This window comes from Spirillospora sp. CA-142024 (genome assembly GCF_050942325.1).
In the GTDB taxonomy this organism is placed as follows: domain Bacteria; phylum Actinomycetota; class Actinomycetes; order Streptosporangiales; family Streptosporangiaceae; genus Spirillospora.
On record NZ_CP192077.1, the window covers coordinates 7,089,755 to 7,112,934 of the forward strand.

20 protein-coding genes are annotated in these 23,180 nt (G+C 72.0%); 9 read left to right on the plus strand and 11 right to left on the minus strand.

The window, feature by feature from the left end; all coding sequences use genetic code 11:
• Window positions 1–79: 79 nt before the first annotated feature.
• A complete protein-coding gene (locus ACQPZP_RS33515) occupies window positions 80–403 on the minus strand; it encodes a hypothetical protein (RefSeq protein ID WP_433473695.1) in 324 nt (107 codons plus the stop codon).
• A gap of 611 nt (window positions 404–1,014) precedes the next feature.
• On the opposite strand from ACQPZP_RS33515, the gene ACQPZP_RS33520 reads away from it, so the two are divergent.
• Window positions 1,015–2,181, plus strand: a complete 1,167-nt coding sequence (locus tag ACQPZP_RS33520) for a glycosyltransferase family 4 protein (protein WP_433473696.1) — start codon at window positions 1,015–1,017, stop codon at window positions 2,179–2,181.
• A 90-nt stretch (window positions 2,182–2,271) separates the two neighbouring features.
• Here ACQPZP_RS33520 and ACQPZP_RS33525 read toward each other — a convergent pair whose 3' ends face one another.
• The 8 genes from ACQPZP_RS33525 to ACQPZP_RS33560 all read right to left on the minus strand — a co-directional run bounded on the left by ACQPZP_RS33525 (window position 2,272) and on the right by ACQPZP_RS33560 (window position 9,773).
• Window positions 2,272–2,547, minus strand: a complete 276-nt coding sequence (locus tag ACQPZP_RS33525) for a hypothetical protein (protein ID WP_433473697.1) — start codon at window positions 2,545–2,547, stop codon at window positions 2,272–2,274.
• A gap of 111 nt (window positions 2,548–2,658) precedes the next feature.
• The gene (locus ACQPZP_RS33530; RefSeq protein WP_433473698.1) at window positions 2,659–3,369 is read right to left on the minus strand and encodes a hypothetical protein; all 711 of its coding nucleotides are present in this window, start codon (window positions 3,367–3,369) and stop codon (window positions 2,659–2,661) included.
• 53 nt (window positions 3,370–3,422) lie between these two features.
• The gene (locus tag ACQPZP_RS33535; protein WP_433473699.1) at window positions 3,423–4,136 is read right to left on the minus strand and encodes a Crp/Fnr family transcriptional regulator; all 714 of its coding nucleotides are present in this window, start codon (window positions 4,134–4,136) and stop codon (window positions 3,423–3,425) included.
• A 277-nt stretch (window positions 4,137–4,413) separates the two neighbouring features.
• Window positions 4,414–4,761, minus strand: coding sequence for a hypothetical protein (locus tag ACQPZP_RS33540; RefSeq protein WP_433473700.1), 348 nt, complete (start codon window positions 4,759–4,761; stop codon window positions 4,414–4,416).
• Between the two features lie 203 nt (window positions 4,762–4,964).
• Window positions 4,965–5,414: a hypothetical protein gene (locus ACQPZP_RS33545; protein ID WP_433473701.1), complete on the minus strand. Its 450-nt coding sequence runs from the start codon at window positions 5,412–5,414 to the stop codon at window positions 4,965–4,967.
• Between the two features lie 15 nt (window positions 5,415–5,429).
• Window positions 5,430–6,362 (minus strand): NPCBM/NEW2 domain-containing protein, encoded by a 933-nt coding sequence (locus tag ACQPZP_RS33550; RefSeq protein ID WP_433473702.1) that lies wholly within the window; start codon window positions 6,360–6,362, stop codon window positions 5,430–5,432.
• A complete protein-coding gene (locus ACQPZP_RS33555; protein WP_433473703.1) occupies window positions 6,359–7,147 on the minus strand; it encodes a hypothetical protein in 789 nt (262 codons plus the stop codon). Before ACQPZP_RS33555 ends, ACQPZP_RS33550 begins: the two co-directional genes overlap by 4 nt.
• Window positions 7,148–7,514: 367 nt before the next feature.
• On the minus strand, window positions 7,515–9,773 hold the full coding sequence (locus ACQPZP_RS33560) for an ATP-binding protein (protein ID WP_433473704.1): 2,259 nt from the start codon (window positions 9,771–9,773) through the stop codon (window positions 7,515–7,517).
• A gap of 200 nt (window positions 9,774–9,973) precedes the next feature.
• On the opposite strand from ACQPZP_RS33560, the gene ACQPZP_RS33565 reads away from it, so the two are divergent.
• Window positions 9,974–10,681, plus strand: coding sequence for an SDR family oxidoreductase (locus ACQPZP_RS33565; protein ID WP_433479717.1), 708 nt, complete (start codon window positions 9,974–9,976; stop codon window positions 10,679–10,681).
• Window positions 10,682–10,745: 64 nt separating this feature from the next.
• On the opposite strand, the gene ACQPZP_RS33570 is transcribed toward ACQPZP_RS33565, so the two are convergent.
• Window positions 10,746–11,657: an alpha/beta hydrolase gene (locus ACQPZP_RS33570; protein WP_433473705.1), complete on the minus strand. Its 912-nt coding sequence runs from the start codon at window positions 11,655–11,657 to the stop codon at window positions 10,746–10,748.
• 44 nt (window positions 11,658–11,701) lie between these two features.
• Window positions 11,702–12,466 carry a FadR/GntR family transcriptional regulator gene (locus tag ACQPZP_RS33575; RefSeq protein WP_433473706.1) on the minus strand — a complete coding sequence of 255 codons (765 nt, stop codon included), beginning with the start codon at window positions 12,464–12,466 and terminating at the stop codon, window positions 11,702–11,704.
• 135 nt (window positions 12,467–12,601) lie between these two features.
• Here ACQPZP_RS33575 and ACQPZP_RS33580 point away from each other — a divergent pair, with 135 nt between their 5' ends.
• The 7 genes from ACQPZP_RS33580 to ACQPZP_RS33610 all read left to right on the plus strand — a co-directional run bounded on the left by ACQPZP_RS33580 (window position 12,602) and on the right by ACQPZP_RS33610 (window position 23,114).
• Window positions 12,602–14,209: an ABC transporter substrate-binding protein gene (locus ACQPZP_RS33580; protein WP_433473707.1), complete on the plus strand. Its 1,608-nt coding sequence runs from the start codon at window positions 12,602–12,604 to the stop codon at window positions 14,207–14,209.
• 99 nt (window positions 14,210–14,308) lie between these two features.
• On the plus strand, window positions 14,309–15,268 hold the full coding sequence (locus ACQPZP_RS33585) for an ABC transporter permease (protein ID WP_433473708.1): 960 nt from the start codon (window positions 14,309–14,311) through the stop codon (window positions 15,266–15,268).
• Complete coding sequence (locus tag ACQPZP_RS33590; RefSeq protein WP_433473709.1) at window positions 15,268–17,268, plus strand: dipeptide/oligopeptide/nickel ABC transporter permease/ATP-binding protein; 2,001 nt, start codon at window positions 15,268–15,270, stop codon at window positions 17,266–17,268. Before ACQPZP_RS33585 ends, ACQPZP_RS33590 begins: the two co-directional genes overlap by 1 nt.
• On the plus strand, window positions 17,265–18,278 hold the full coding sequence (locus ACQPZP_RS33595; protein ID WP_433473710.1) for an oligopeptide/dipeptide ABC transporter ATP-binding protein: 1,014 nt from the start codon (window positions 17,265–17,267) through the stop codon (window positions 18,276–18,278). The genes ACQPZP_RS33590 and ACQPZP_RS33595 overlap by 4 nt, the downstream gene beginning before the upstream one ends.
• A complete protein-coding gene (locus ACQPZP_RS33600) occupies window positions 18,275–19,204 on the plus strand; it encodes a dihydrodipicolinate synthase family protein (RefSeq protein ID WP_433473711.1) in 930 nt (309 codons plus the stop codon). Before ACQPZP_RS33595 ends, ACQPZP_RS33600 begins: the two co-directional genes overlap by 4 nt.
• A 53-nt stretch (window positions 19,205–19,257) precedes the next feature.
• Window positions 19,258–21,075, plus strand: a complete 1,818-nt coding sequence (locus ACQPZP_RS33605) for an exo-alpha-sialidase (protein WP_433473712.1) — start codon at window positions 19,258–19,260, stop codon at window positions 21,073–21,075.
• A complete protein-coding gene (locus ACQPZP_RS33610) occupies window positions 21,072–23,114 on the plus strand; it encodes a beta-galactosidase (protein WP_433473713.1) in 2,043 nt (680 codons plus the stop codon). Before ACQPZP_RS33605 ends, ACQPZP_RS33610 begins: the two co-directional genes overlap by 4 nt.
• Window positions 23,115–23,180: the final 66 nt, after the last annotated feature.

Here is a 23,180-nt window from a genome sequence, read left to right on the forward strand (position 1 = left end):
CCAGGTGGCTTGAGCTTCTGCCCCGGACCGCGGCGTCGACCCGGCGTTCGGCGGGGCCTGCCTGACCGTCCCTTCGCGCTCAGGATTCGTGGCACTCCGCGCTGATCGGAGCCATGGCCATCTCGACCTCGAGCATGTTGAACTCGTCCGACTCGCCCATCTTCTTCAGGCGCGGCCCCGCCGATTTCACCGCGTCGTCACCGGTATAGCGGGACGCGACGTCGCCCAGATCCTTCAGCGAATCGAACATGCCCTTGTTCGAGAACGGATGCGGCCGCGTGTACTCCGACCGGAAGTGCTTGTAGGCCGAGCACAGGTCGTCCAGGTCGGTCGGTCCCGTGTCGGCGCACCCCGCCACCAGCGCCGCCGGCAGGAGAACGGCGGCCGCTGTGAGCACGCGCATGCTCTTCACCGGTCGTCCCTCCCCGCGATGTCGACGTCGGCCAGGTCCCTGTCCTGTCCCGACTCGATATGCGCCGACATCTGCGGCGGGACGTGCCGTGAGTTGTCGTCCATGTGTGCCCCCAATTCCCCGTCGGAGAAGCACGACTTTGGACAACGCGGACGGAAGCCGCAACGGCCCGTCCGGCCCCGGACTCGCCTCTTCCGGACTTTCGCAGGTCGCAGGCAGGACCGGGGTGCATCGGGCGAACGGAATCAACCGCCCTGTGGCTCACCTGAGCCACAGTCGGAACCTGAGGAGGAATCGCGCGGGCACGGTCGAGGCCGACAACCCGCAGGTCCGCAGCCGGGCTCCTGCTCGGACACGGTGTGCGCGCTCCTAGCCCGGGTGGGAACGCGGGTGCCGCCCGGTGATGATGGCACGCACACGCGAACAGAGCGGGGGAGTGAATGAAGGACGCGAACACCGGACGGATCGAGGATGGCTGGAAGAACCTCGAATACGACGACTCCCCGGCGACTGATTCCCAGATATCTGGTTCTTCGGCGCCCCTTTCACCGCAGCCGGCCCTCCCGAAGCCTGTTCGGACGCCGGGTCGCCGTATCCGTACCGTGCTGGTCGTCGCCGACGAATGGTTCCCGGCACGCGGTGGCCTCAGCGCCCTGAACCGCTACCTGTGCCGGGCCCTGGCCGACGCCAGTGTCGACGTGTTCTGCCTGGTCCCTGCCCTGACCGACGACGAACGCCGCGATATGGAGGACGCTGGGGTGCGTCCGATCATCGCGCTGCGGGCGCCTGGCATGACGGAGCGCGAGGCGCTGGTCCGCAGGCCGGTGCTGCCGGACGGCGTCAAGCCCGACTTGGTCGTGGGCCACGGCCGGGTGACCGGGCCCGTTGCGAAGGCGCTCGCCGAGGACCTCTTCGGAGGAGCCCCGCGCATCCATCTCGTCCATATGTCTCCCGAGGAGATCGAGTGGCACAAGCTCGACGGCGACAGCGAGGCGGGCACCAGGGCCGCGGAGCGGACGGCCGTCGAACTCGGACTCGCCGCCGGTGCGGCCGCGGCGGTTCCGGTCGGACCGCGCCTGTACGAGTGGATCGTGCGCGACCTGGACGACGGCGGCACCCCGGTCGTCCCGCTCGACCCCGGCTTCGACCAGGTCGGCCCGGACGAACGCGCGGTGCCGAAAGGCGACCGGCGACCGCTGATCATGATCATGGGGCGGATGGGCGACGTCCGTCTCAAGGGCGTCGAGCTCGCCGCCAGGGCGGTCGGGCACGCCCGCCGATACGCTCCGGACGCCGGCGACTGGGAGCTTCTCGTGCGCGGTACCCCTGCCGAGACCGAGGCCGAGACGCGCAAGAAGGTCGTCGGCTGGATCGGCCACCGTACGGCGCGCGTGATGGTCCAGGCGTTCGATCCGGGCATCGACGCGGTCCGGCGGGACCTGCGCCGGGCGAGCCTGTTGCTCATGCCGTCGCTCGTCGAAGGGTACGGGCTGGTCGGTCACGAGGCGATCACCATGGGGACCCCTGCCCTTGTCAGCGAGCACAGCGGCCTGGGCATGCTTCTGACCGAGCTGGCACCCCGCGAGAGCAGGAGCATCGTGGTGCCGGTCCGCGACACGCCCAAGGACGCCGCCGTGTGGGGTCACCGCATCGCCGCGGAGCTGCGCGACCGTCCGGCGTCGTTCGCGAGGGCCGCCGCCCTCCGGCGGCACCTCGCCGCCCGCTGGACCTGGGCGGACGCCGTCGAGCGGATCCTGTCGGCGCTTTGACCGGTCAGCCGCCGCCGGTGAGCCGCGCGGATGCTCGGCCGGAGCCCGCACGACCTGGGGTGACCGTGCAGGCTCCGGAACAGCTCACGGTCAGCGGCGGCTCTCCTCCCGCGTCTCCTTCGTCCACCACTCGTACGCCCTGACGCCCGCGTAGCCGAGCCCGATGAACGGGATGACGAAGATCATCCACGGAAACTCCCAGGTGCCGCTCGTCTGGGCGGCGACGAAGAAACCGTAACCGGCGAACAGCACGCCGGCGGCCCCCATCCGCATGCGGTCCTTCACGGACATCCCCGGCATGAACGCGGCGCCGATCAGGACGAATCCGGAGAGGACCGAGAAGATCTCGTACTTGGACCAGGTCATAGAAGCCCCTGCCTTTCTTCGGTGGATGCGGCGGGGGGCGTGCGTGCGTCACATGGGAGCCGTCGACACAGAGGCATCGACACAGAGGTGAGGCGCTCCCCCGGAAAGCGGTCAGTTCCCGCCGAGCCCCGGGAAAAGATGATCGAACGGGCCGTTGCCGTGCGCGGCCACGATGGACAGGTAGAGGCCGCCCGCCCAAAGAAAGACCGTGTACTCGCCGGGGTTCAACTGCCACCGGTTCCGCGACCACTCCAGGTGCGCGGTGCCCTGCTGCTCGCCACGGAAGCGCATCATCGCGGTGGCGGTGCCGTCGCCGACCGAGACACTGCCGGCGTCCACCTTGTCGATCTCCTTGCGATACGACTCCGGAGCCCGCTCGAACGCCGCAGAGATCTTCTGCGCGCAGTTCTCCTGGCCTGGCTGAGCCAGTTCGCACCAGGCCTCCGCGTTTCCGGACCTTTCGGCCTTCTTCAGCGACTCGAAGGTCTTGCGCGCACCCGACGCGCCTTCGGTGAACACCACGCGCGTGTCGATCCCTGAACCGGCGGCGACGGTGCCGTACAGGCCGAAGCCGAGAACGAGCAGGAGCACGGCCCCGACGCCCACGACGGCGAGCATCGGCAAGGCGAACGAACGCGATCCGTTGCGGATGACGAGCGAACTGTTGATCAGGCTCGTCCCGTTGATGCCGACGCTGTTCCCCGCCACCGAGAACAGGTCGCGGCCCGCGATACGGCCGTTCTTCACGCGAGCGTTCCCGCCCATGTTGAGCGAAACTCCGGGGCGGGATTCCTCGAAGTCCGGCGGTCTGGTGTGCTCCATGACGATTCCCCCTTGAACGGACGGCCCGCCCCTGGGGAGCGGGACGGGACGGGTCAACGCGACTGACGCGCGGTCGTGGGGCGAGTGGCGCCGCGTTCGCTCTTCGACAGCAGCAGGCCCAGCGCGGCCGGATCGAGGACGGTGATGCGGCCCCGGCCCGTCTTGACGATCCCGTCCCGGCGCAGCGAGTGCAGCGCGCGTACCAGCGAGGCGCGCGACATTCCGAGAAGGTCGGCGATCTCGCGCTGGAGGCGCGGCAGGGAGGATTCGGCCGCGCCGCTCCGCCGGTCCTGGTCGAGCAGCCGGGCGAGCCGCGTGAGCGGCGCCTCCTCACCGATGCCGCGCTGCAGGTCGGCGTCCCGGAGCCGTTGGACGGCCACGCGCAGCAGCACCCGGCCCAGCCCGTCGTACCGCCGCACGGCCCGGTCGAACGCCTCGTGCGAGAGCGCCAGGACGTTGCCCGCGTCCACGGTGACGACCGTCGCCGAGTGGGGCCCGCCGTCCACCAGCGACATCTCGCCGACGATGTCGCCGGGCCCGCGGTGCGCGAGCCAGACCTCGCCCTGTCCGGTCCGGCGCACGACGCGCGCGTGCACCGACCTGAGGATGAGGACGGCATCGCTACGGCGATCCTGGACGCACAGTTCGGTGCCCGCCCGGCAGGCCCGTAGCCGTCCCGTCTCAGAAAGGGCATTGCGCCACTCGGCGCGCAGCTGGCTCCAGAAGTCGTCCACCGGCCCCCTGTCCGGCCGGGGCCCGCGCCGCATCGGACCGCGGGTAGCAGGCCTCGCGGGCCGCCGCACAGGAAGGACGTGCGGCGCTACGCCGTTGTGTGCTTTCAAGCTCTCTTCGATACGCATCTCTATCCCGCCGTTCCGGACGCCTTGGACACGGATAGCGCCGCCTCGTCCATGGGTCGCTCACTGCGCATGTCCCCTGGAATGCCCCGGCCTGGCGGGGCGATGGCCGGCTGGCACCGGACCGGCCGAGCGTGTGACGCATCGGCCGGCCCGGCCGTCTTCGGCCGGTGGCCGGCCCCCGCGGTCAGAAGATGATGAAGATCATCCGGAAACGGCCGCCCCGGAAGAGGTAGCGGACGTACAGGGCGGAGAGCCCCGTGAGGAGGAGTCCGATGAACCCTGCTCCGACGGCTCCGCCGGCGAAGACGCCGATGCTCCCCAGCAGGAAGAGCGCGGTCACGCCCAGCCACCACCAGAAGTAGAAACCGATGTAGGTCGTCTTCGGGTGGGCCATCGGCACAGGCTGCCGGTAAGCGCCCGGCTGCGGGCGAGGAGGACTCGGCTGCGGGGGAGCTTCCGAGGTCGGCCTTCTGTTGGAGGTGTCGCCCGGCCCGCCGTCGGCGCGCCGGTACGGGACATTCTGCTCGGACATGGTCGGCTCCCTGTCTGGGGTGGTGCGGGGAAGCCACACCAGGGTTACCGAAGGCTCCTCCGAGCACGTACAAAGCTGGACAACTCTGGAATGCGCTAAAACTGCCCGCCGCCGCCGCTTATGAACTCGGCCAATTTGTCGGATTTGCGACGCGAGTTTCCAACGGGGAGGGAGTGGCTGACAATTGTTCCGTTGAACCGCCGTCAGTGCTGTAGCGCGAGGACGGCCAAGACGACGATCCCGATAACCAGGATCACCGCGAGGAGGGCGAAGCCACTGCCGCCTATGTCGATGGCGACCTTGCGATGGGAGTCGCGTCCGGCCACCTGGAACGTCCCGCCGCGTGCCCCGTCGGCGTACAGGTGCACGCCGTTGCTCTGGGAAGGCGCGGCGGCGCGGGCCCGTTCGACCGCGGCGGACAGGGAGCGTGCGAAGGCCGCATCGCGTTCGACGGCCTGCCGGAGCAGGTCGCGCATCCACGCGTCGTTCCCCGGATTCGCGGCGAACGCCTCGAACGCCGGGAGCCGGCCGTTCAGCCGGAACCACCGCCGCACCAGGTCGTGGAGCTCGGTGGGGCGCGCCACGGCCGCCGGGTCCAGGATGGCCGTGGCGAGGACCTCGACCGCGTCGGACGCAAGCTTCTCCGCCGGCATGCTCATCTCCTCTGCCTAGTTCCCGGCGCCGGTCGGACAGACGCTGGGCTGTCCGTTCGCGGGGAGGAGCTGCGCGTCCCCCCAGACCGCCCGGTAGTCGCCGCCGTACTCGGTGCCGTTCTTCGATGTGATCAGGGTGACCCGAAGGTAGAGGGTCGTGTAGGCCGAGATGTCCTGGTCGAACTCGGCCGGCTTGCCGGGGCTCGCGGTCTTGCGGCCGATCACCCGCTGCTCGTCCCCGAGCAGGACGAACTCGACGCTCGCCTTCGGGTCCTCGTCGTCAGGCATCCCGGCCAGCGCCATGAACCGCTGGTACCTCGTGGTGGGGGTGAGGGTGATGAGGTGGGCCAAGCCGATCGTGGACACCGGCTGATAGATGCTGCGGGAGCACTGCCTTCCAGTGATGCGGGCGCCGGCCTGGACGAACGCCCCCGCCGCGCGCCTGATCTGCTCCTCGGGCAGGTCGCGCAGAAAGACCGGTGTGACCGCGGTGGCGGGCGGGCTCGTCCGATCGGCTCCGGGTTCCGGGCTTGTCGGCCGGTAGAACCGCCCGCCGGGCACATCCGTCGACACGTGCGCGACCAGCAGGCCGTTGACCGCCATGATGAGCGCCGCGCCCACGACGGCGCTCAACCCGCCCGCGTTCAGGGTGAAGCTGCGGTTGTTGGTCATGTACGCGTCCCGCGTGGCCGCCTGCGCGTTGACGGTCCCGCGGCCGGCCGGTTGCCATGCGCCGCGCAGGACGATCATCGTGGTCAGCATCAGGGCGGCGGCGAACCCGCCCCAGACCCAGTCGCCGCCGAAGATCCGCCCTGCCGCACCGGCGGCCGCGCAGGCCAGCAGGATCAGCAGGATCCTCAGCAGCGCACGCCGCGCCCGGCCGCCTCCGGGCTCGCCCATGGACGCCTCCACTTCCGCGCCCTTGCCCGCGCGGGCCCTTGTCGTCATAGGTACAGGTCCCTCCCCGAGATGGAGGTATCGGAGATCTGCGCGTTCCCGCCGATGTTGATATGGACCCCATTGGTCTGCCGCGGCTCACCGGTGGGGTGGTCGGCGGCCGCAGTGCGGTGGTCGGCGGGTTCGCTGCGGTGGTCGGCGGGTTCGCTGCGGTGGTCGGCGGGTTCGCTGCGGTGGTCGGCGGGCGCGGTGCCCTGTGCGGCCAGCCTCGCCGCGAGTCCGTCCTCGGCCGGCAGGTGAAGCCAGGCCTCCAGCGTCGATTCCTTGACCTTCACGACGGTGGGGTGGAAGCCGGACGGGTCGAAGTCTTCATAGCCGTACCGGACCACGGCCTTGTGGATGTCTTCGGAGAGCAGATAGGCGACCGGACCGCGCGCCTCGGCGAGCGACGCCTTCAGGGTGCCGGCCTCGTTCAGCCGGAACGTCTCATCGATGCTGGCGCCGACGAAGCCCTGGTCGTCCTTGAACGTCTGCCCGATGTGGATCGCGACGCGCAGGCGCGGACGACCCGGACCGGCGGGGGCCGTCTCGGGCAACTGCAGCAGCCGGGACACGATGACCTTCGGGGGCACCGGGTCCGGCACCGACAGCGGCCAGAGCATGAGGAGGCCGTCGCCGCGGTCTCCGCGAACGCACCGAGACCACTCGGGGCCGAGCGTCCGTTCCAGCCAGGCGTACATCTCCTTCCGCGCGCGGCGCTTTTCCATGTCGTTGCGAGACGCGCTGCCCTCCATATCGGCGACCACGATGACCGCGATCTGCGAGTACTCGGTCATGACCGGGCAACCTCCCGTTTGTGTTGCGCTGTGTCCCGTGTCGGCCCCGGCGTCGCGGGGCGCTCCTCGAAAGACGTCCGAAACGCCTTCATCTTGGTCTTCTCCGGCAGCGAGCGGCCAAGGCTCGGCGGAAAGGATGTGCCCCGGCTCTGGCCAGGACTCGTCAATTTCCACCCGCCTTCGAGAAGCCGCAGGCCAGTCAATTGATCACTGATCTTGGAATGGCCGGCCCGGAGAAGGAGCGACCGGTCCGGACGACCGGATTACCCGCGGGTATGGCGCACCTGCGCCATTCAGCGCCCGCCTTCCTCCGGCGTCTTCCAGAATCCGGGCGACCTCGGGCGGGCTGACCGAGCCGGTCGGGACGCTAGTGAGCCTCCGCCCGGACCAGGTCCGTGACCGGGTAGCGCATCGCCTCGAACATCGCGAGGGACTCCGCGCGGCACGTGCGGGCGCGTCCCAGGTTCCCGGCCTTCCGGTGGGCCGCGGCGAGATCCCGGAGGACATGCGCGGTCCAGAAGCGGTCGCCGAGCAGCCGGTCGAGCTCCAGCGACCGTTCGAACCGCACGATCGCCTGCTCCAGACGGCCCAGCCGCTGCTCGATCCGCCCCAGCGAACGGAGCGCGTCGGCCTCGCCCTCCGCGTAGCCGATCCGCCGGTAGAGGCCGAGCGCCCGGCGGCCCAGCGGCAGCGCCTCGTCATGGAAACCGAGCCGTTCCCGCTGCTTGGTGACCTGGATCATCCCGTCCGCACGGGCGAGTGGATCGCCGACCGCGGCGGACGCGCTCAGTGCCCGTTCCGCATGCGCGAGCGCCTCGGCGTTGCTCCCGAGGGAGTCGTACAGGCGGGTGAGCGACAGGTGAGTCTGGAACACGCCCCTCGCGTCGTCGATGCTCTCGCACTCCGCCAGCGACGTCCGCAGCAGCGGCAGCGCGTCCTCCTGCCGTCCCAGCCGGTTCAGGCCGTCGCCGAGCAGCCGCATCGACGTGGCCTGGACGGCACGGTCCCCGGCGCGTCGCGCGGCGTCCAGCCCGATCCGGTGCAACGCCACCCGCTCGGTGTGCCGCCCGCTACGGCGCAGGAAGACGGTCGCGGCCCAGGCGAGCCGCCAGACGTGCTGGTCGAAGCCCGCGGCGGCGGCCTGGTTCATCGCCGCCTGCAGCGCGGGCATCTCGACGGCGAACCACGCCATCGCTTCCGGCCGGTCGCGGAGCACGGGGCCCGGCCGCCCGGGTCCCGCGGGGGGCAGGTCGGCCTCGCGGCATGGCTCGATCGTCCGGGCCGCCCGAATCGCCGTGCCCAGGTAGTAGTCGAGGACGCGCCCGGTCGCGCTCCTGCCCTCCTCCGGAGCGCCGCGCCGTGCCAGGTCGCGAGCGAACTCCCGCAGCAGGTCGTGCGCGGAGAACCGGCCGATGACCTGCTCGGTGAGCAGGTTGGCGCGGGTCAGGGCTTCGAGCTCGGCGGTGGGCGGCGCGTCGGCGTCCAGCAGCGCGCGGCAGGCGTGCGCGTCGATGTCGGGGTAGGCGCCGCCGATCAGGCGGAACAGCCGTGCCGCCCGCTCGGGGAGCAGCGTGTAGGAGGCGCGGAACACCGTGCGCGGGTCGAGGTCGGCGGGGCCCTCCCCCAGCGCGCCGAGCCGATCGGGCGCCTCGCGCAACCGGGAGACGAGTGCGGAGAGCCGCCAGTCCGGGCGGTCCGCCGCCCGGGCCGCGACCATGCTGAGCGCGAGCGGCAGCCCCGCGCACAGCCCGATGAGCTCGTCCGCGGCGCCCGCCTCGGCGGCGACCCGCTCCGCGCCGAGCCACCTCCGCAGCAGGTCGCGCGCCTCCCGCCGCGGCAGCACCGGCAGGGTGACGCGATGCGCGCCCTCCCGGACGACCAGGCCGTCGAGCCGGTCCCGGCTGGTGACGATCACCAGGCAGCGGCCGGCGCCGGGCAGCAGCGGCCGGACCTGGTCGGACGACCTCGCGTCGTCCAGCACGACCAGCATCTTCCGGTCGGCCAGCAGGGTGCGGTAGAGCGCGCTCTTGCCGTCCAGGTCGTCCGGAATCGACTCCGGGGCCGCGCCCAGAGCGTGCAGGAACCGATGCAGCGCCTCGCCCGGGTCGAGCGGTCCCTCCGGCTCGAAACCGTGCAGGTCGACGTGGAGTTGGCCGTCCGGGTAGCGCTCCTTCAGCTGGTGCGCCCACCACAGGGCCAACGTGGTCTTCCCGACCCCGGGCGCTCCATCGATGGCGACGATGACCGTCGCCACGCCGCCGGGCTTGTCCAGGAGGTGCGCAAGCCGGTCGAGTTCGGCGCCGCGCCCGGCGAACCGTTCCGTCACGCACGGGAGCTGGCGCGGTGCGGGACGCACGGCACTGCGCGCTCCGCGCTGCGGCGCCACCTCTATGGCGTCTCGCAGCGTGCTCAGCCGGCGTTGCAACTCGGCGCCCGCGCCCAGCGCGGTGAGCAACTGATCGAAGACCGCTGTGGACGGCAGCGTCGTGCCGTTCAGGTAGGCGTAGAGGCTGCTCCGGGAGACATTGATCCGCCGGGCCAGGTCCGCGCGGTCCACCGCCCGCCCCTGCCGGTGCTCCCAGTCGATGAGGAGGAGGGCCAGCTGCTTGACCAGATCGCGCCGCATCGCCACAGGATCATCGGCGTGCCCGTGGGAGAACATATCCCTCCGTACGCTCGTCACCTCACAGCGGGAAACAGCGTATTTTCGGCCGACTTGGGGAAACACCGTGCCATTACGGGGTCCGCTGGCCGGATCAGGCCCGAGGCAGCGGCGCCCGCCGACTTCTCGTTCGCGGACCCCGACGGCGGGGGGACGCTATGAGGATGGCGGTGGCCGGGGGAACCGGCTGGGTCGGAAGGCTGGTGGTCGAGCGGGCGCGGGAGCGGGGCCACGAGGTTGTGGTGATCTCCCGGTCGAGCGGCGTCGACCTGATGACGGGGGACGGTCTCGACGACGCGCTGCGGGGTGTGGACGTCGTGATCGACGTGGCGAACGTGACGACGCTCAGCCGCAAGGCGTCGGTGGCGTTCTTCGAGCGCGAGACGCGCAACCTGCTCGCGGCGGAGGAGCGGGCGGGCGTGGGCCACCATGTGGTCCTGTCGATCGTCGGGATCGACCGGGTCGGCTCGGGCTACTACATCGGCAAGCGCCGCCAGGAGGAGCTGGCGCTGGCCGGCCCGATCCCGGTGACGCTCCTGCGGGCGACGCAGTTCCACGAGTTCGCGGCGCAGATGCTCGACAGGGTGCCCGGCCCGGTGAAGGTGGCGCCGTTGATGTTGAGCCGGCCGGTCGCGGCCTCCGAGGTCGCCGCCGAGCTGGTACGCCTGGCCGAGGGCCCCGCCCAGGGCCGGGCGACCGAGCTGGCAGGCCCCGAAGTGCTGAAGATGGCGTCGATGATGCGGCGCCTTGCCAAAGGCAAACTGGTGCTGACGGTGCCCGTCGGCAAGGCGATGGCGAACGGTGGCGCGCTGCCGGTCGGCGAGTTCCGCAGCGGGGAGATCACCTTCGAGGAGTGGGCGGCGTCGCGATAGCGAGCTTCTTCCCTGCGGAACCCGACCGGCCCGGCCGTCTCGGCGCGGTGCGGCGGCGGCGGTCTCAGGCGAGCGCGGACCCGAGGAAGTCGATCGAACGGCGGATCTCGGGCAGCGCGTCGACGGGTGCCAGGTTGAGGTGCCCGTGCGGCAGGCCCCGCGCGGTCATGGTCTCGACGGGGATGCCGCACTCTCGGAGCTGGCGGGCGAACAGCTCCCCGGACGGGCGCAGTTCGTCGATCTCGCTCAGCACGATGAAGGTGCGGGGCAGTCCGCCGACGGCGCCGTTGCCGGGCATGGCGTGGGCCGGGATGCCCGACACGCGTCCCACATAGCCGTGTGTCAGGGACAGGACGGTCTCGGCGGTGAACCGCAGCCGTTCCGGCAGGGACACGAGGTCGTCGATGAGGCCGCCGGGGGGCGCGGGCACGGGGAAATGCAGGAAGGGATAGGCGAGCAGGAGCGCCGAGGGCAGGGTGTCCGCTTCGTCCCGGGCCCGGGCGGCGGCTCCGGCGGCGAGGTTCCCGCCGGCACTGCAGCCTCCGATCGCCAGGCGCCTCGGATCGGCGCCGAGTTCCGCGGCGGCCCCGGTGAACCACCGCCACGCGGCGTGGACGTCGTCGAGCGGCACCGGATAGCGGCTGGCCCCGGCGGCGAGCCGGTACTCGACGGAGGCGACGACCGCGCCCGGGCGGGCGGCCAGCTCGGCGGCCACGACATGCGCCTCCGGCATGTCCAGGTCGCCTCGGGCCCAGCCGCCGCCGTGCAGCCACAGCAGCCCGGGACAGGGGGACGCGGCGCCGTCCGGACGGTAGAGGCGGATGCGGATCGGACCCCGCGGGCCGTCGATCGCCGTCTCCTCGATCTTCACTTCGGGCATCCGGTACCCGGCCGTCACATCCTGGAGGGCCGCGTGCAGCGGCACGTCGGCGGTGACCGAGCCGAGTCTCGCGCGGACGACGGGATCGATCGGCATGATCTCCCTTCCGGGGTGGGAAAGAGGGCCTCCCCGCCGGGGGCTCAGGCGCCGCGGAGCCGGTCGAGCCGGGTCCGGATGCCGGCGAAGTGCGCGCTCATCGCCGCCTCGACGGCCGCCCGGTCCTGCTCGATCACGGCGGTGTAGATGTCGCGGTGCTTGCGGGCGACGTACTCGGGGCTCTCGTCGGGGGTGCCCAGGTCGTCGCTGAGCTGGTAGTAGACCTGCCAGAACGCGCCGAGCAGCCGGCCGACCAGCGGATTGCCGAGCGGGCGGTACAGCAGGTCGTGGAACCGCCGGTCGGTCTCGGGCGCGACCGCGCCGACCAGCGACTCGGCCTCCATCTGCTCGACCACCTCGCGGACCGGCCCGAGCAGCTCCTCCAGGGCGCCGCCGTGCCGGTCGATCAGGCGGGAGGCGAGCCCGTTCTCCAGGACCTCGCGGATCTCGGTGAGGTGGGCGAGGTGGTTCGGCTCGTCCTGCGGGGAGATCCGGCTGTGGAAGGCCAGCTCGTCGACCAGGCCGCTGAGCGACATCTGGCCGACGAACATGCCGAAGCCGTGGCGGATGTCGACGATGCCGACCGCCTGGAGCGCCTTCAGCGCCTCGCGCACCGAGTTGCGCCCGGTGTCGAGCTCCTCCATGAGCTCGGTCTCGGTCGGCAGCGGGTCCCCGGCGGCCAGTCCGCGCCGGACGATGATCTCTTTGACCGCCTCCTGCACCTCCAGTGCCCGGCTCGGGCGCCGTCTCCGGGCGGGAGCGGGCGTGGCGGGCGCGGCGGGGCCGCGGCGATCGTCTCGCAGCGTCACGGGGGTTCTCCTGCTCATCAGCTCTTGACTTCGCGCCGAACGGACTTCTAATGTCCAACGCTAGCAGGTTATAGGACGTGGGACGTCCTCCCTCCGATTCCACCCCGAGCCCGGCCGCACCCATCAGGAGACACCGTGAGTGCCCGTCGCCCACCCCTCAGCCGCCGTGACTTCCTGCGCTACAGCGGGACGTTGAGCGCTGCGGCCGTTATCTCCAGCACGATCGCCGCCTGCAGCGGACCCGCCTCGACCGGCTCGGCCGGCGCCGGCGGCGACAGCGACCTCGTCACCGTGGTCATCGGCTACGGCAACGACCAGACCTGGGACCCGAGCATGACCGCGTCGGCCTTCGCGATGGCCGGCAACAACCACATCTACGAGGGGCTGGTGGACACCGACCCCATCACCCGCGCGCCGTACCCTGCGCTGGCCACCGCGCTCCCGGCCGACACCTCGGCCACCACGTGGAAGTTCACGCTGCGGCAGGGCGCCAAGTGGCACGACGGGAAGCCGGTCACGGTGGACGACGTGCTGTTCTCCTTCGACCGCGCGCTCGACCCCTCGACCCTGGCCTCCTCCTTCTTCCGGAGCTGGCTGAAGGAGGTCCGCAAGGTCGACGACACCAGCGTCGAGCTCGTCTTCAAGTTCCCCTTCCCGGACGCGCTGCCGCGGCTGACCATCGCCAAGATCATGCCCAAGCACGTCTTCGGCGCCCCGGGCGCCTGGGACGCGGCGAAGAACGGCAAGGCGGTCGGCTCCGGGCCGTACAAGATGACCGCGCACCACCCGAAGTCCAACACCACCTTCGAGGCGTTCGCCGGCTACAACGGCCCGCGCAAGCCGGCGATCAAGAAGATGAACTGGCTGTCCATCGTGGAGGCCTCCGCCCGCGTCGCGAAGATCTCCGGCGGCGGCGCCGAGGCCCAGATCGCCGACAACGTGCCGTACGCCAACATCGACCAGCTGAGCAAGCAGGGGCTGACCGTGAGCGGCGGCAAGGGCATGAACCACATGTTCCTGATGTTCAACACCGCCCAGAAGCCGTTCGACGACGTGCGGGTCCGCCAGGCCCTGTTCTACGCGATCGACACGCAGAAGATGATCGACGTCGCGCTGAAGGGGCACGGCGCCCCGGCCACCAGCTTCCTCAACCAGGAGAACCCGTCGTACGCCAAGGCCAAGACGGTCTACGAGTACAACCCGGACAAGGCCAAATCGCTCCTCGCCGAGGCGGGCGTCAAGAACCTGTCGGTGAACCTCATGGCGGTCAACGTGAGCTGGGTCGCCGACTGCCTGCCGACGATCGCCAACTCCTGGAACGCGATCGGTGTGAAGACCTCGCTGGAGCCGCAGGACACCAGCGCGCTGTTCACGAAGATGGACCAGTCGCAGTCGTACCAGGTGGTCGCGGCCGCCTCGAACCCCAACCAGTTCGGCCTCGACGCCGACCTGATCCTGCGGTACAACTACACGCCCGGCGGCACCTGGATGAAGTACACCAAGTGGGACAAGAGCTCGCAGGCCAAGTCGCTCTTCGAGCAGATGGACAAGGCCATCCAGGAGCCGGACCGCGACAAGAAGCTGGCGCTCGTGCACCGGTACATCGACGTCATCGCCGAGCAGGCCGTGCTCTACCCGGTCGTGCACACCGAGTTGATGACCGCGTGGAACCCCAAGAAGCTCACCGGGGTCCGGGCGCAGGCCTACCCCGGGGTCACCCTGCTCCAGGCGAAGCGGGTCTGACCGCGCGCCGCATCCGCGACCGGCGTCCGGACGCCCGCGTCCGGACGAGCCCTCTCGACGCCCCTTCCAGGCGTCCCGCCCGACTCCCAGGAGGCCTCCGTGGCATCGATCGCCAGAATGCTGGTGCGCCGCGTCCTCATACTCGTACCGCTGCTGCTGGGCGTCGTCCTGTTCGTGTTCATCGTCATGCGGTTCTCCGACAACAAGCCGGAGTACGCCTACTTCCAGGGCGCCAACCCCACCCAAGCGCAGATCCACCAGTTCCAGGTGGAGAACGGGCTGCTCGACCCGCTGCCGCTGCGCTACATCCGGTTCGTCGGCGACCTTCTCCACGGTGACATGGGGACGAGCGCGCTGACGAAGGCGCCGGTGCGCACCTCGATCAGCACGGCGATGCCGCTGACGCTCCAGCTCACCGCGTTCGGCGTGCTGATCGCGATCGGGCTGGCCGTGGTGTTCGGCGTGACCGCGGCGCTCTTCCGGGACCGCTGGCCGGACCAGCTCGTCCGGCTGGTGTCGCTGGTCGGCGTGGCCGCGCCGGCGTTCTGGCTGGCGCTGCTGATGATCCAGTACCTGGCGGTCGACCGCGGCTGGTTCCCCACCAGCGGCTACGTCAACCCGGCCGACTCGCCGGGCGGCTGGCTGCGCTCGCTCACCCTGCCGGCGCTGGCGCTGTCACTGCCGGTGGCCGCGTACCTCACCCGGATCATCCGCACCTCGATGGTGGAGGAGCTCGACAAGGACTACGTGCGCACGGCGATCGGCAGCGGGCTGCCGCCGATCGTCGTGGTCGGCCGCAACGTGCTGCGCAACGCGCTGATCACCCCGCTCACCGTCCTCGGCCTGCGGATCGGCTACCTGCTCGGCGGCGCGGTCGTGATCGAGACGATCTTCGCGCTGCCCGGCATGGGCCAGCTCATGATCAACGCGGTGCGCAACGGCGACCCGGCCGTCGTCCAGGGCGTCGTGCTCACCATCGCGACCGGGTTCGTCGTGGTCAACCTCGTCATCGACCTGCTCTACCTCCTGGTCAACCCCCGGCTGAGGAGCGCCGCCTGATGCGCCGCGGACTTGCGGAAAGACTGTCGAGCCGACGCGTCGGCTTCCGCCGGCTCGGCCCGGCCGCCTGGGTCTCCCTGGGCATCATCGTCGTGATCGCGATCGCCGCGGTGCTCGCGCCGGTGCTGGCGCCGCACTCGCCGTACGTACAGGAGGCCGCGGGCGGCGGCCCGAGCCCGTCCCACTGGATGGGCCTGGACAGCGCCAACCGCGACATCTTCTCGCGCCTGCTGTACGGGGCGCGCTGGTCCCTCGTCATCGGCCTCGGCGCCACCTCCGTCGCCCTGGCGTGCGGGGCCGTCGTCGGCGCCGTCGCCGCGACCTCGCCCCGGTGGGCGGACGAGACGATCATGCGGGTGCTGGACGTGATCCTGGCCTTCCCCGGCATCGCGCTGGCCGCCGTGCTGGTCGCGGTGTTCGGCGGCGGCATCCCGGTGCTGGTGCTGGCGATCGCCTTCCTCAACACCCCGGCCGTGGCCCGCGTCGTCCGCGCGAACGTGCTGTCCCAGTACGGGGAGGACTACGTCGCCGCCGAGCGGGTCATCGGCGCCCGCGCGCCGCACATCCTGAGCCGGCACGTGGCGATCAACTGCGCCGCCCCGGTGCTGGTGTTCTGCACGGTGATGGTGGCCGACGCGATCGTCTTCGAGGCGTCCCTGTCCTTCATCGGCGCCGGCGTGCGCCCGCCCGACCCCTCGTGGGGCAGCGTCATCGCCGACGGCCGGAGCCTGGTGCTCCTCGGCGGCTGGTGGGGCACCGTCTTCCCCGGCCTGCTGATCCTGGTCACGGTCCTCGCCCTCAACATCCTCGCCGAGCGGATCTCCGACGCGTGGGCCGCGCCCGCCGAACGGGGCGCCGGGCGTTCCGAGCGCGCGGAGCCGAAGCCCGGCGGGGACGACACGGCCCCGGACGCGCCGGCCACCGGCCGGGTGACCGAGCTGCCCGGCCTCGCGGAGGCCGCCCGGCGCCTGGCGGAGCGGGCCCGTCCGCTTCCCGAGGGCCGCCCGGCCCTCAGCGTGGAGAACCTCACCATCGGCTTCGAAGGCCGCCACGACGGCGTGAACGTCGTCGACGGAGTCACCTTCGAGGTCCGCCCGGGCGAGGTGCTCGGGCTGGTCGGCGAGTCCGGCTGCGGCAAGTCGCTGACCGCGCTGACCATCATGGGCCTGCAGCCGCGCGGCGCCCGCGTCGGCGGCCAGGTGCGGTTCGCCGGCAAGGACCTGCTGCGGTTGCCGCGGTCCGCGCGGCGGCGGCTGCTGGGCCACGAGATGGCGATGATCTACCAGGACGCGCTGTCCTCGCTGAACCCGGCGATGACCATCAGGGCCCAGCTCAAGCAGGTCGTCCGGCGCGGCGGGCGGCGCAGCCCGGCGGAGCTGCTGGAGCTGGTCGGGCTCGACCCCGGCCGCACGCTCTCGTCCTACCCGCACGAGCTGTCCGGCGGCCAGCGCCAGCGCGTCCTCATCGCGATGGCCCTCTCCCGCGACCCCAAGCTGATCATCGCGGACGAGCCGACCACCGCGCTCGACGTCACCGTGCAGGCCCAGGTGATCGAGCTGCTGCTGCGGCTGCGCGCCGAGCTGGACTTCGCGCTGATCCTCGTCTCGCACGACCTGGCCCTGGTCGCCGACGTGACCGACCGCGTCGCGGTGATGTACGGCGGCCGGATCGTGGAGACCGGGGTGACGTCCGCGCTGGTGGGCGCGCCCGCGCACCACTACGCCCGCGGCCTGCTGGGCTCGGTGCTGTCGATGGAGTCCGGAGCCGAGCGGCTGGCCCAGATCCGCGGTGTGGTGCCCTCCCCCGCCGACTTCCCGTCCGGCTGCCGGTTCGCCGACCGGTGCCCGGCCGCGACCGGGATCTGCCGCACCCGGACGCCCGCGCTGGAGGGGCGGGAGGACCGGCACGCGGTGGCCTGCCACCACCCGGCGGCCGACATCACCGCTCCCGCGCCCGCCGGCGCGGCCCTCGCGCCGGCCGACCCCCCGGAGGCATCATGACGACGAACGCGCTGGTCGAGCTGGCGGACGTGCACGTCGTCCACAAGGCGCGCTCCGGCGGCCTGCTCGCCCGCGACCGCGTGTACGCGCTCACCGGGGCGGACCTCACCGTGGCGCCCGGCGAGACCGTCGGCATCGTCGGCGAGTCGGGCTGCGGGAAGTCCACGCTGGCCAAGGTCCTGGTCGGGCTCCAGCGCCCGACCGCGGGCGCGGTCCGGTTCGAGGGCCGGGACGTCTGGGCGATGCCGGGCGGCGAGCGCCGCACCGCCATCGGCACGAACGTCGGCATGGTCTTCCAGGACCCGTCCACCGCGCTGAATCGCAGGCTGCCGGTCCGGCAGGTGCTGCGCGACCCGCTCGACGTCCACCGCGCCGGCACCCGGGACGAGCGCGACGAGCGGGTCCGCGAGCTGCTCGACCTGGTCGGGCTGCCCGCGAGCACCGCCGACCTGCTGCCCGGGCAGCTGTCCGGCGGGCAGCGCCAGCGCGTCGCGATCGCCCGCGCGCTCGCGCTGCGGCCGCGGCTGCTGGTCGCCGACGAGCCGACCAGCGCGCTGGACGTGTCGGTCCGCGCGCAGATCCTCAACCTGCTGGAGGACCTGAAGCGGCGGTTCGGGCTGGCGATGGTGTTCGTCTCGCACGACATCCAGACGGTGCGCCGGATGAGCGACCGGGTCGTGACGATGTACCTCGGGCGGATCGTGGAGCAGTCCGCGGCCGAGGCGGTCCCGGACGCCGCGCGCCACCCCTACACCCGGGCGCTGTTCTCCGCCACGCCCGGCCTGCTCTCCCCCATCGACCCGATCCCCCTGGCCGGCCCGGTGCCGTCCGCGACCCGCCCGCCCAGCGGCTGCCCCTTCCGCACCCGGTGCTGGAAGGCCGACGACCGCTGCGCCGCCGAGATGCCCGCGGCGGAGCGGGACGATGACGGCCTCTTCCGCTGCCATCACCCGGTCCGCGCCGGTGCGACGGACCGCGAACTGATCCACCAAGCACAGGAGCGTTCATGACCAACGCGGTACCGCTGTCCGGCGTCGTCCCCCCGGTGTGCACCCCGCTCACCCCCGACCGGGAGGTGGACACCGCGTCGCTGACCCGGCTGGTCGACCATCTGCTCGCCGGCGGGGTGCACGGGCTGTTCGTGCTCGGTTCCTCGTCGGAGACCGCGTTCCTGCCCGACCGGCACCGCAGGACCGCCCTGGACACCGTGCTCGGCCATGTCGCGGGACGGGTGCCGGTGCTGGCCGGAGTGATCGACATGACCGCGCCCCGGGTCGCCGACCACGCGCGCGCGGCGGCCGAGGCGGGCGCGGACGCCGTCGTGGCCACCGCGCCGTTCTACACCCGCACCCATCCCGCCGAGATCGCCGTCCACTTCCGGACGGTCGCGGAGGCCGCGGACGTTCCGCTGTACGCCTACGACCTGCCGGTGTCGGTGCACAGCAAGCTCACCGCGGACCTGCTGCTGGACCTGGCCGCCGAGGGCGTGCTCGCGGGCCTCAAGGACTCCAGCGGTGACGAGGCCGGTCTCCGCGAGGTGATCATCGGCCGCCGCGACCGCGGCCTGCGGTCGTTCGCGGTGCTGACCGGCTCGGAGCTCACCGTCGACGCGGCCCTCTGGATGGGCGCGGACGGCGTCGTCCCCGGCCTCGGCAACGTGGACCCGCACGGCTATGTCCGGCTCTACGAGGCCGCCGCGCGCGGCGACTGGGAGACCGCGCGCGCCGAGCAGGAGCGCCTGTTCCGCCTCTTCCGGCTGGTGCACGTCGGCGGCCCGCACATGGGCCGCAGCTCCTCGGCGCTCGGCGCCTTCAAGGCCGCGCTCTTCCTGCGCGGCGTCATCGACCATCCGACGACCGCCCTCCCGCAGATCCCGCTCGACGACGACGACATCTCCCGCGTCAAGACCTACCTCTCCGAAGCCGCCCTCATCTGACCCACGAACGGCGTGGAATCCGCCGGGCACCCCCCTTCGATTGCGAGGCCGGCATGGCCCCCTTCAGCATGTCCCTGCGCCGGACGACCGCCGCCGCGGCGGCGGTCGTCACCGCGCTCGCGTGCACCGCCACCGGCACGGCGGCGGAAGCGTCCCCGACCGCACCGGAGTTCTCCGAACAGGTGATCTTCGCCCAGCGCACCGAGGGCTACTTCTGCTTCCGCATTCCCGCGATCGTCAAGGCACTCGACGGCACCCTGCTCGCCTTCGCCGAAGGGCGAGTGAACGGCTGCGGCGACGCCGGCGACATCGACCTGGTGCTGCGGCGCTCCACCGACGGCGGCCGCACATGGGGGCCGCTCCAGGTCGTGCTGCCCGGCGACGGCGACACCCGCGGCAACCCCGCCCCCGTCGTGGACCGCCGCACCGGCCGGATCGTCCTCGTGACGACCTACAACCCCGGCGCCGACGACACCGTCCGGCACCCGTTCGTGCAGTACAGCGACGACGAAGGCGCCACCTGGTCGGCGGCGCGCGAGCTCACCGACCAGATCGTCAAGCCGGAGTGGAACTCCTGGTACGCCACCGGGCCCGGGCACGCCATCCAGTTGCGGCACGGCCCGCACGCGGGGCGCCTCATCCTCCCGGCCAACCACGAGGGCGACGGCGGCGCCCCCAAGGGCGGACCACAGGGCGGCCACCTCAACTACAGCGACGACGGCGGCGTCACCTGGAAGATCGGCGCGGACGACACGCGTACGTCCAACGACGTCAGCCCCGGCGAGCTGAGCGCCGCCGAGCTGCCCGACGGCCGGATCTACGTCAACGCGCGCGACAACACCGGAACCGACCCGGGCAACCGGAACACCGCGACCAGCAGCGACGGCGGCGCGACCTTCGACGCGCCGTTCCGCACCCTGCCGAGGCTGGACGCGCCCAAGGTGCAGGGCTCGGTGCTCCCGGTCGGGCGCAGGCTCCTGCTGTCGGTCCCGGCCCACCCCGTCACCCGCGAGGTCATGGCGGTCCGCTCGTCGTCCGACGAGGGGCGGAACTGGCAGAAGGTCGGCAAGGTCATCTACTGGGGTCCGTCCGCCTACTCCGACATGGCCGACCTCGGCGGCGGCCGCATCGGCCTGATGTACGAGGCCGGGCGGACGTCCCCCTACGAGTCGATCCGCTTCGCCGAGTTCAACCAGGTCTACCTGGACACGCCCAACGGGACTCCTCCGGGGCTGCCGAAGCCGCCGGAGCCCGGCCCGACGACACCCGACTGGTCCGGGCACGAGAACAACGGATACGTCCGGGGCGGTATGAACACGCCGGGCGAGTTCGACGGCGTCGACGACTTCGTCCAGGTGCCATGGAACAGGTCGCTGGACCTGGACGACGGCGACTTCACCTGGGCGGCGCGCGTCCGCTACGCCGACACCGGCGGGACCCGCACGATCCTGTGGGCGTACCGGGTCGGCGGCGGCGCGCCGCAGATCTGGCTGCGGGCCGAGCCGGCGAGCCACCGCATCCGCGGCGTGATCCAGACCGAGCGGGGCCAGGTCGTGGTCGACACGGCGCAGGCCTACAACGACGGTCAGTGGCACGAGGTCGTCCTGCGGCGCTCCGGCGGGAAGCTCACCCTGAGCGTCGACGGGCAGGCCGCGTCCGCGGCCGACCCCGGCGGGTCGGTGACCCTCGGAAAGCAGTTCACCATCGACGGGATCCACGTCGGCCAGCGCCTCGACGGCGTCTACCGCTTCCACGGATCCATCTCCGACGTCCGGGTCTACGGCCGCGCGGTGCCGGACGCCGGCATCGCGACCCAGCGCGGCGGGCTGCGGCTCTGGCTGCCGCTGGAGAGGATCGACCCGCAGCGATGACCGCCCCTCCTCCGGACCACGCCAAGGAGAAGCACGGAATGGACATGATCACCCGGCTGCGGGACCGCCTCGGCATCGCCTACGGCGGCGACTACAACCCCGAGCAGTGGCCGGAGGAGGTCTGGGAGGACGACGTCCGGCTGATGAAGGAGGCCGGCGTCTCCCTGGTCAGCGTCGGCATCTTCTCGTGGGCGTCGGTCGAGCCACGGCCCGGGGAGTACGACTTCGGATGGCTCGACCGCGTCCTGGACCGGCTGGCGGGCGGCGGCGTCGCGGCCTGCCTGGCGACCATGACGGCGTCGCCGCCGCCCTGGCTGACCGCCCGCCATCCGGAGATGCTCACCGTCCGGGCGGACGGGCGGACGATCACGCCGGGCGGGCGGCAGCACTACTGCCCGTCCAGCCCGGTCTACCGGGAGCACGCCGCCCGCCTGGCCGAAGAGGTCGCCGTCCGCTACGGGGGGCATCCGGCGCTGGCGATGTGGCACGTCGGCAACGAGTACGGCAACGTCATCCCGTGCCACTGCGAGGTGTCCGCGGCGGCCTTCCGGCGGTGGCTGGAAGCCCGGTACGGCTCCGTCGAGGAGCTCAACGACGCCTGGTCGACGAGTTTCTGGGCGCAGCGGTACGGCTCGTTCGAGGAGGTGCTGCCGCCCCGCTCGCCGGCGCCGTTCCGCAACCCCGCGCACAACCTCGACTACGCCAGGTTCACCTCCGACGAACTGCTCGCCTGCTACCTCGTCGAGAAGGAGGTCCTGGAACGCGTCACGCCGCACGTCCCGGTGACGACCAACTTCCCGCCGTCGCTGCGTCCGGTCGACCTGTGGACGTGGGCGCCGCACGTCGACGCCGTCGCCTACGACGCCTACCCCGACCCGGCCGATCCGGACGCGGCGGCCAAGGTCGCCTTCAACTACGACGTCATGCGCTCACTGCGCGGCGGGCAGCCGTGGCTGCTGATGGAGCAGGCGCCGAGCGCGGTCAACTGGCGGCCCCGCAACGCGGCCAAGCCGCCTGGGACGATGCGGCTGTGGAGCTGGCAGGCCGTGGCGCACGGCGCGGACGCGATCATGTTCTTCCAATGGCGGCAGTCCCGGGGCGGCGCGGAGAAGTTCCACTCCGCCATGGTCCCGCACGGCGGCCCGTCCACCCGGACCTTCCGCGAGGTGCGCGGGCTGGGCCGGGAACTGGCCGCCGCCCGCGTCCTGGCCGGCGCGCGGGCGCCCCGGGCCGGTGCCGCGATCGTGCTGGACTGGCCGAGCTGGTGGGCGCTCGAAGGCGAGGCCCACCCGAGCTCGGACCTGCGCTTCCTCGACGCGGCCTGGGCCTGCCACCGTCCGCTGTACGACGCCGGCGTGGCCTGCGACGTCGTGCGTCCCGACGCGGACCTGTCCGGTTACCCGCTCGTCCTCTTGCCGAACCTCTACCTGGTCTCCGAGGAGGCCGGGCGCAACCTGGAACGGTACGTCGAGGAGGGCGGCACCCTGGTCATGTCGTTCTTCTCCGGGATCGTCGACCCCTGCGACCGCGTCCACCTGGGCGGCTACCCGGCGCCCTTCCGGCGGACGCTCGGCCTGCGCGTCGAGGAGTTCTGGCCGCTCGCCGAGGACGAGCAGGTCGGGCTGTCCGAGGGCGCGGGCGGCGTCTGGACCGAGGAGGTCGTCCTGGAGGGCGCCGAGGCCGTCGCGTCCTTCACCACCGGCGCCCTCGCCGGCGGGCCGGCCGTCACCCGGAACCGCCTGGGCCGGGGCACCGCCTGGTACCTCGCCACCAGCCCCGCCCCGGAGACGATGCGCGCCCTCCTCGACCGTGTCCGCGAGGAGGCCGGCGTGGGCCCCGTCCTGCCGGGACTCCCCGAGGGCGTCCAGGCGCGGGCCCGGCGGTCGGCGGACGGCCTTCGCTACGTCGTCCTGAACCACGGGTCCACCGAGGCCGCGGTCGAACTGCCGGGGCCGATGCGCGACGAGCTGTCCGGCGCCGGCCCGTTCACCACCCTGCGCCTCGCCGCCCACGACGTGATGCTCCTGCGCCCGGCCTGACCCCGGCACCTCAGGGAAGGGCACACCAAGCGGCCATACAGACACAGATGTCTGACAGTTGTCGGG

What these genes read in the sequence shown, in the direction of transcription:
- ACQPZP_RS33570 (WP_433473705.1), bottom strand. Translation starts at nt 11,657, where the DNA reads ATGCCGATCGATCCCGTCGTCCGCGCGAGACTCGGCTCGGTCACCGCC.
- ACQPZP_RS33560 (WP_433473704.1), bottom strand. Translation starts at nt 9,773, where the DNA reads ATGCGGCGCGATCTGGTCAAGCAGCTGGCCCTCCTCCTCATCGACTGG.
- ACQPZP_RS33515 (WP_433473695.1), bottom strand. Translation starts at nt 403, where the DNA reads ATGCGCGTGCTCACAGCGGCCGCCGTTCTCCTGCCGGCGGCGCTGGTG.
- ACQPZP_RS33545 (WP_433473701.1), bottom strand. Translation starts at nt 5,414, where the DNA reads ATGCCGGCGGAGAAGCTTGCGTCCGACGCGGTCGAGGTCCTCGCCACG.
- ACQPZP_RS33530 (WP_433473698.1), bottom strand. Translation starts at nt 3,369, where the DNA reads ATGGAGCACACCAGACCGCCGGACTTCGAGGAATCCCGCCCCGGAGTT.
- ACQPZP_RS33540 (WP_433473700.1), bottom strand. Translation starts at nt 4,761, where the DNA reads ATGTCCGAGCAGAATGTCCCGTACCGGCGCGCCGACGGCGGGCCGGGC.
- ACQPZP_RS33535 (WP_433473699.1), bottom strand. Translation starts at nt 4,136, where the DNA reads ATGCGGCGCGGGCCCCGGCCGGACAGGGGGCCGGTGGACGACTTCTGG.
- ACQPZP_RS33610 (WP_433473713.1), top strand. Translation starts at nt 21,072, where the DNA reads ATGACCGCCCCTCCTCCGGACCACGCCAAGGAGAAGCACGGAATGGAC.
- ACQPZP_RS33605 (WP_433473712.1), top strand. Translation starts at nt 19,258, where the DNA reads ATGGCCCCCTTCAGCATGTCCCTGCGCCGGACGACCGCCGCCGCGGCG.
- ACQPZP_RS33595 (WP_433473710.1), top strand. Translation starts at nt 17,265, where the DNA reads ATGACGACGAACGCGCTGGTCGAGCTGGCGGACGTGCACGTCGTCCAC.
- ACQPZP_RS33525 (WP_433473697.1), bottom strand. Translation starts at nt 2,547, where the DNA reads ATGACCTGGTCCAAGTACGAGATCTTCTCGGTCCTCTCCGGATTCGTC.
- ACQPZP_RS33590 (WP_433473709.1), top strand. Translation starts at nt 15,268, where the DNA reads ATGCGCCGCGGACTTGCGGAAAGACTGTCGAGCCGACGCGTCGGCTTC.
- ACQPZP_RS33600 (WP_433473711.1), top strand. Translation starts at nt 18,275, where the DNA reads ATGACCAACGCGGTACCGCTGTCCGGCGTCGTCCCCCCGGTGTGCACC.
- ACQPZP_RS33550 (WP_433473702.1), bottom strand. Translation starts at nt 6,362, where the DNA reads ATGACGACAAGGGCCCGCGCGGGCAAGGGCGCGGAAGTGGAGGCGTCC.
- ACQPZP_RS33565 (WP_433479717.1), top strand. Translation starts at nt 9,974, where the DNA reads ATGGCGGTGGCCGGGGGAACCGGCTGGGTCGGAAGGCTGGTGGTCGAG.
- ACQPZP_RS33555 (WP_433473703.1), bottom strand. Translation starts at nt 7,147, where the DNA reads ATGACCGAGTACTCGCAGATCGCGGTCATCGTGGTCGCCGATATGGAG.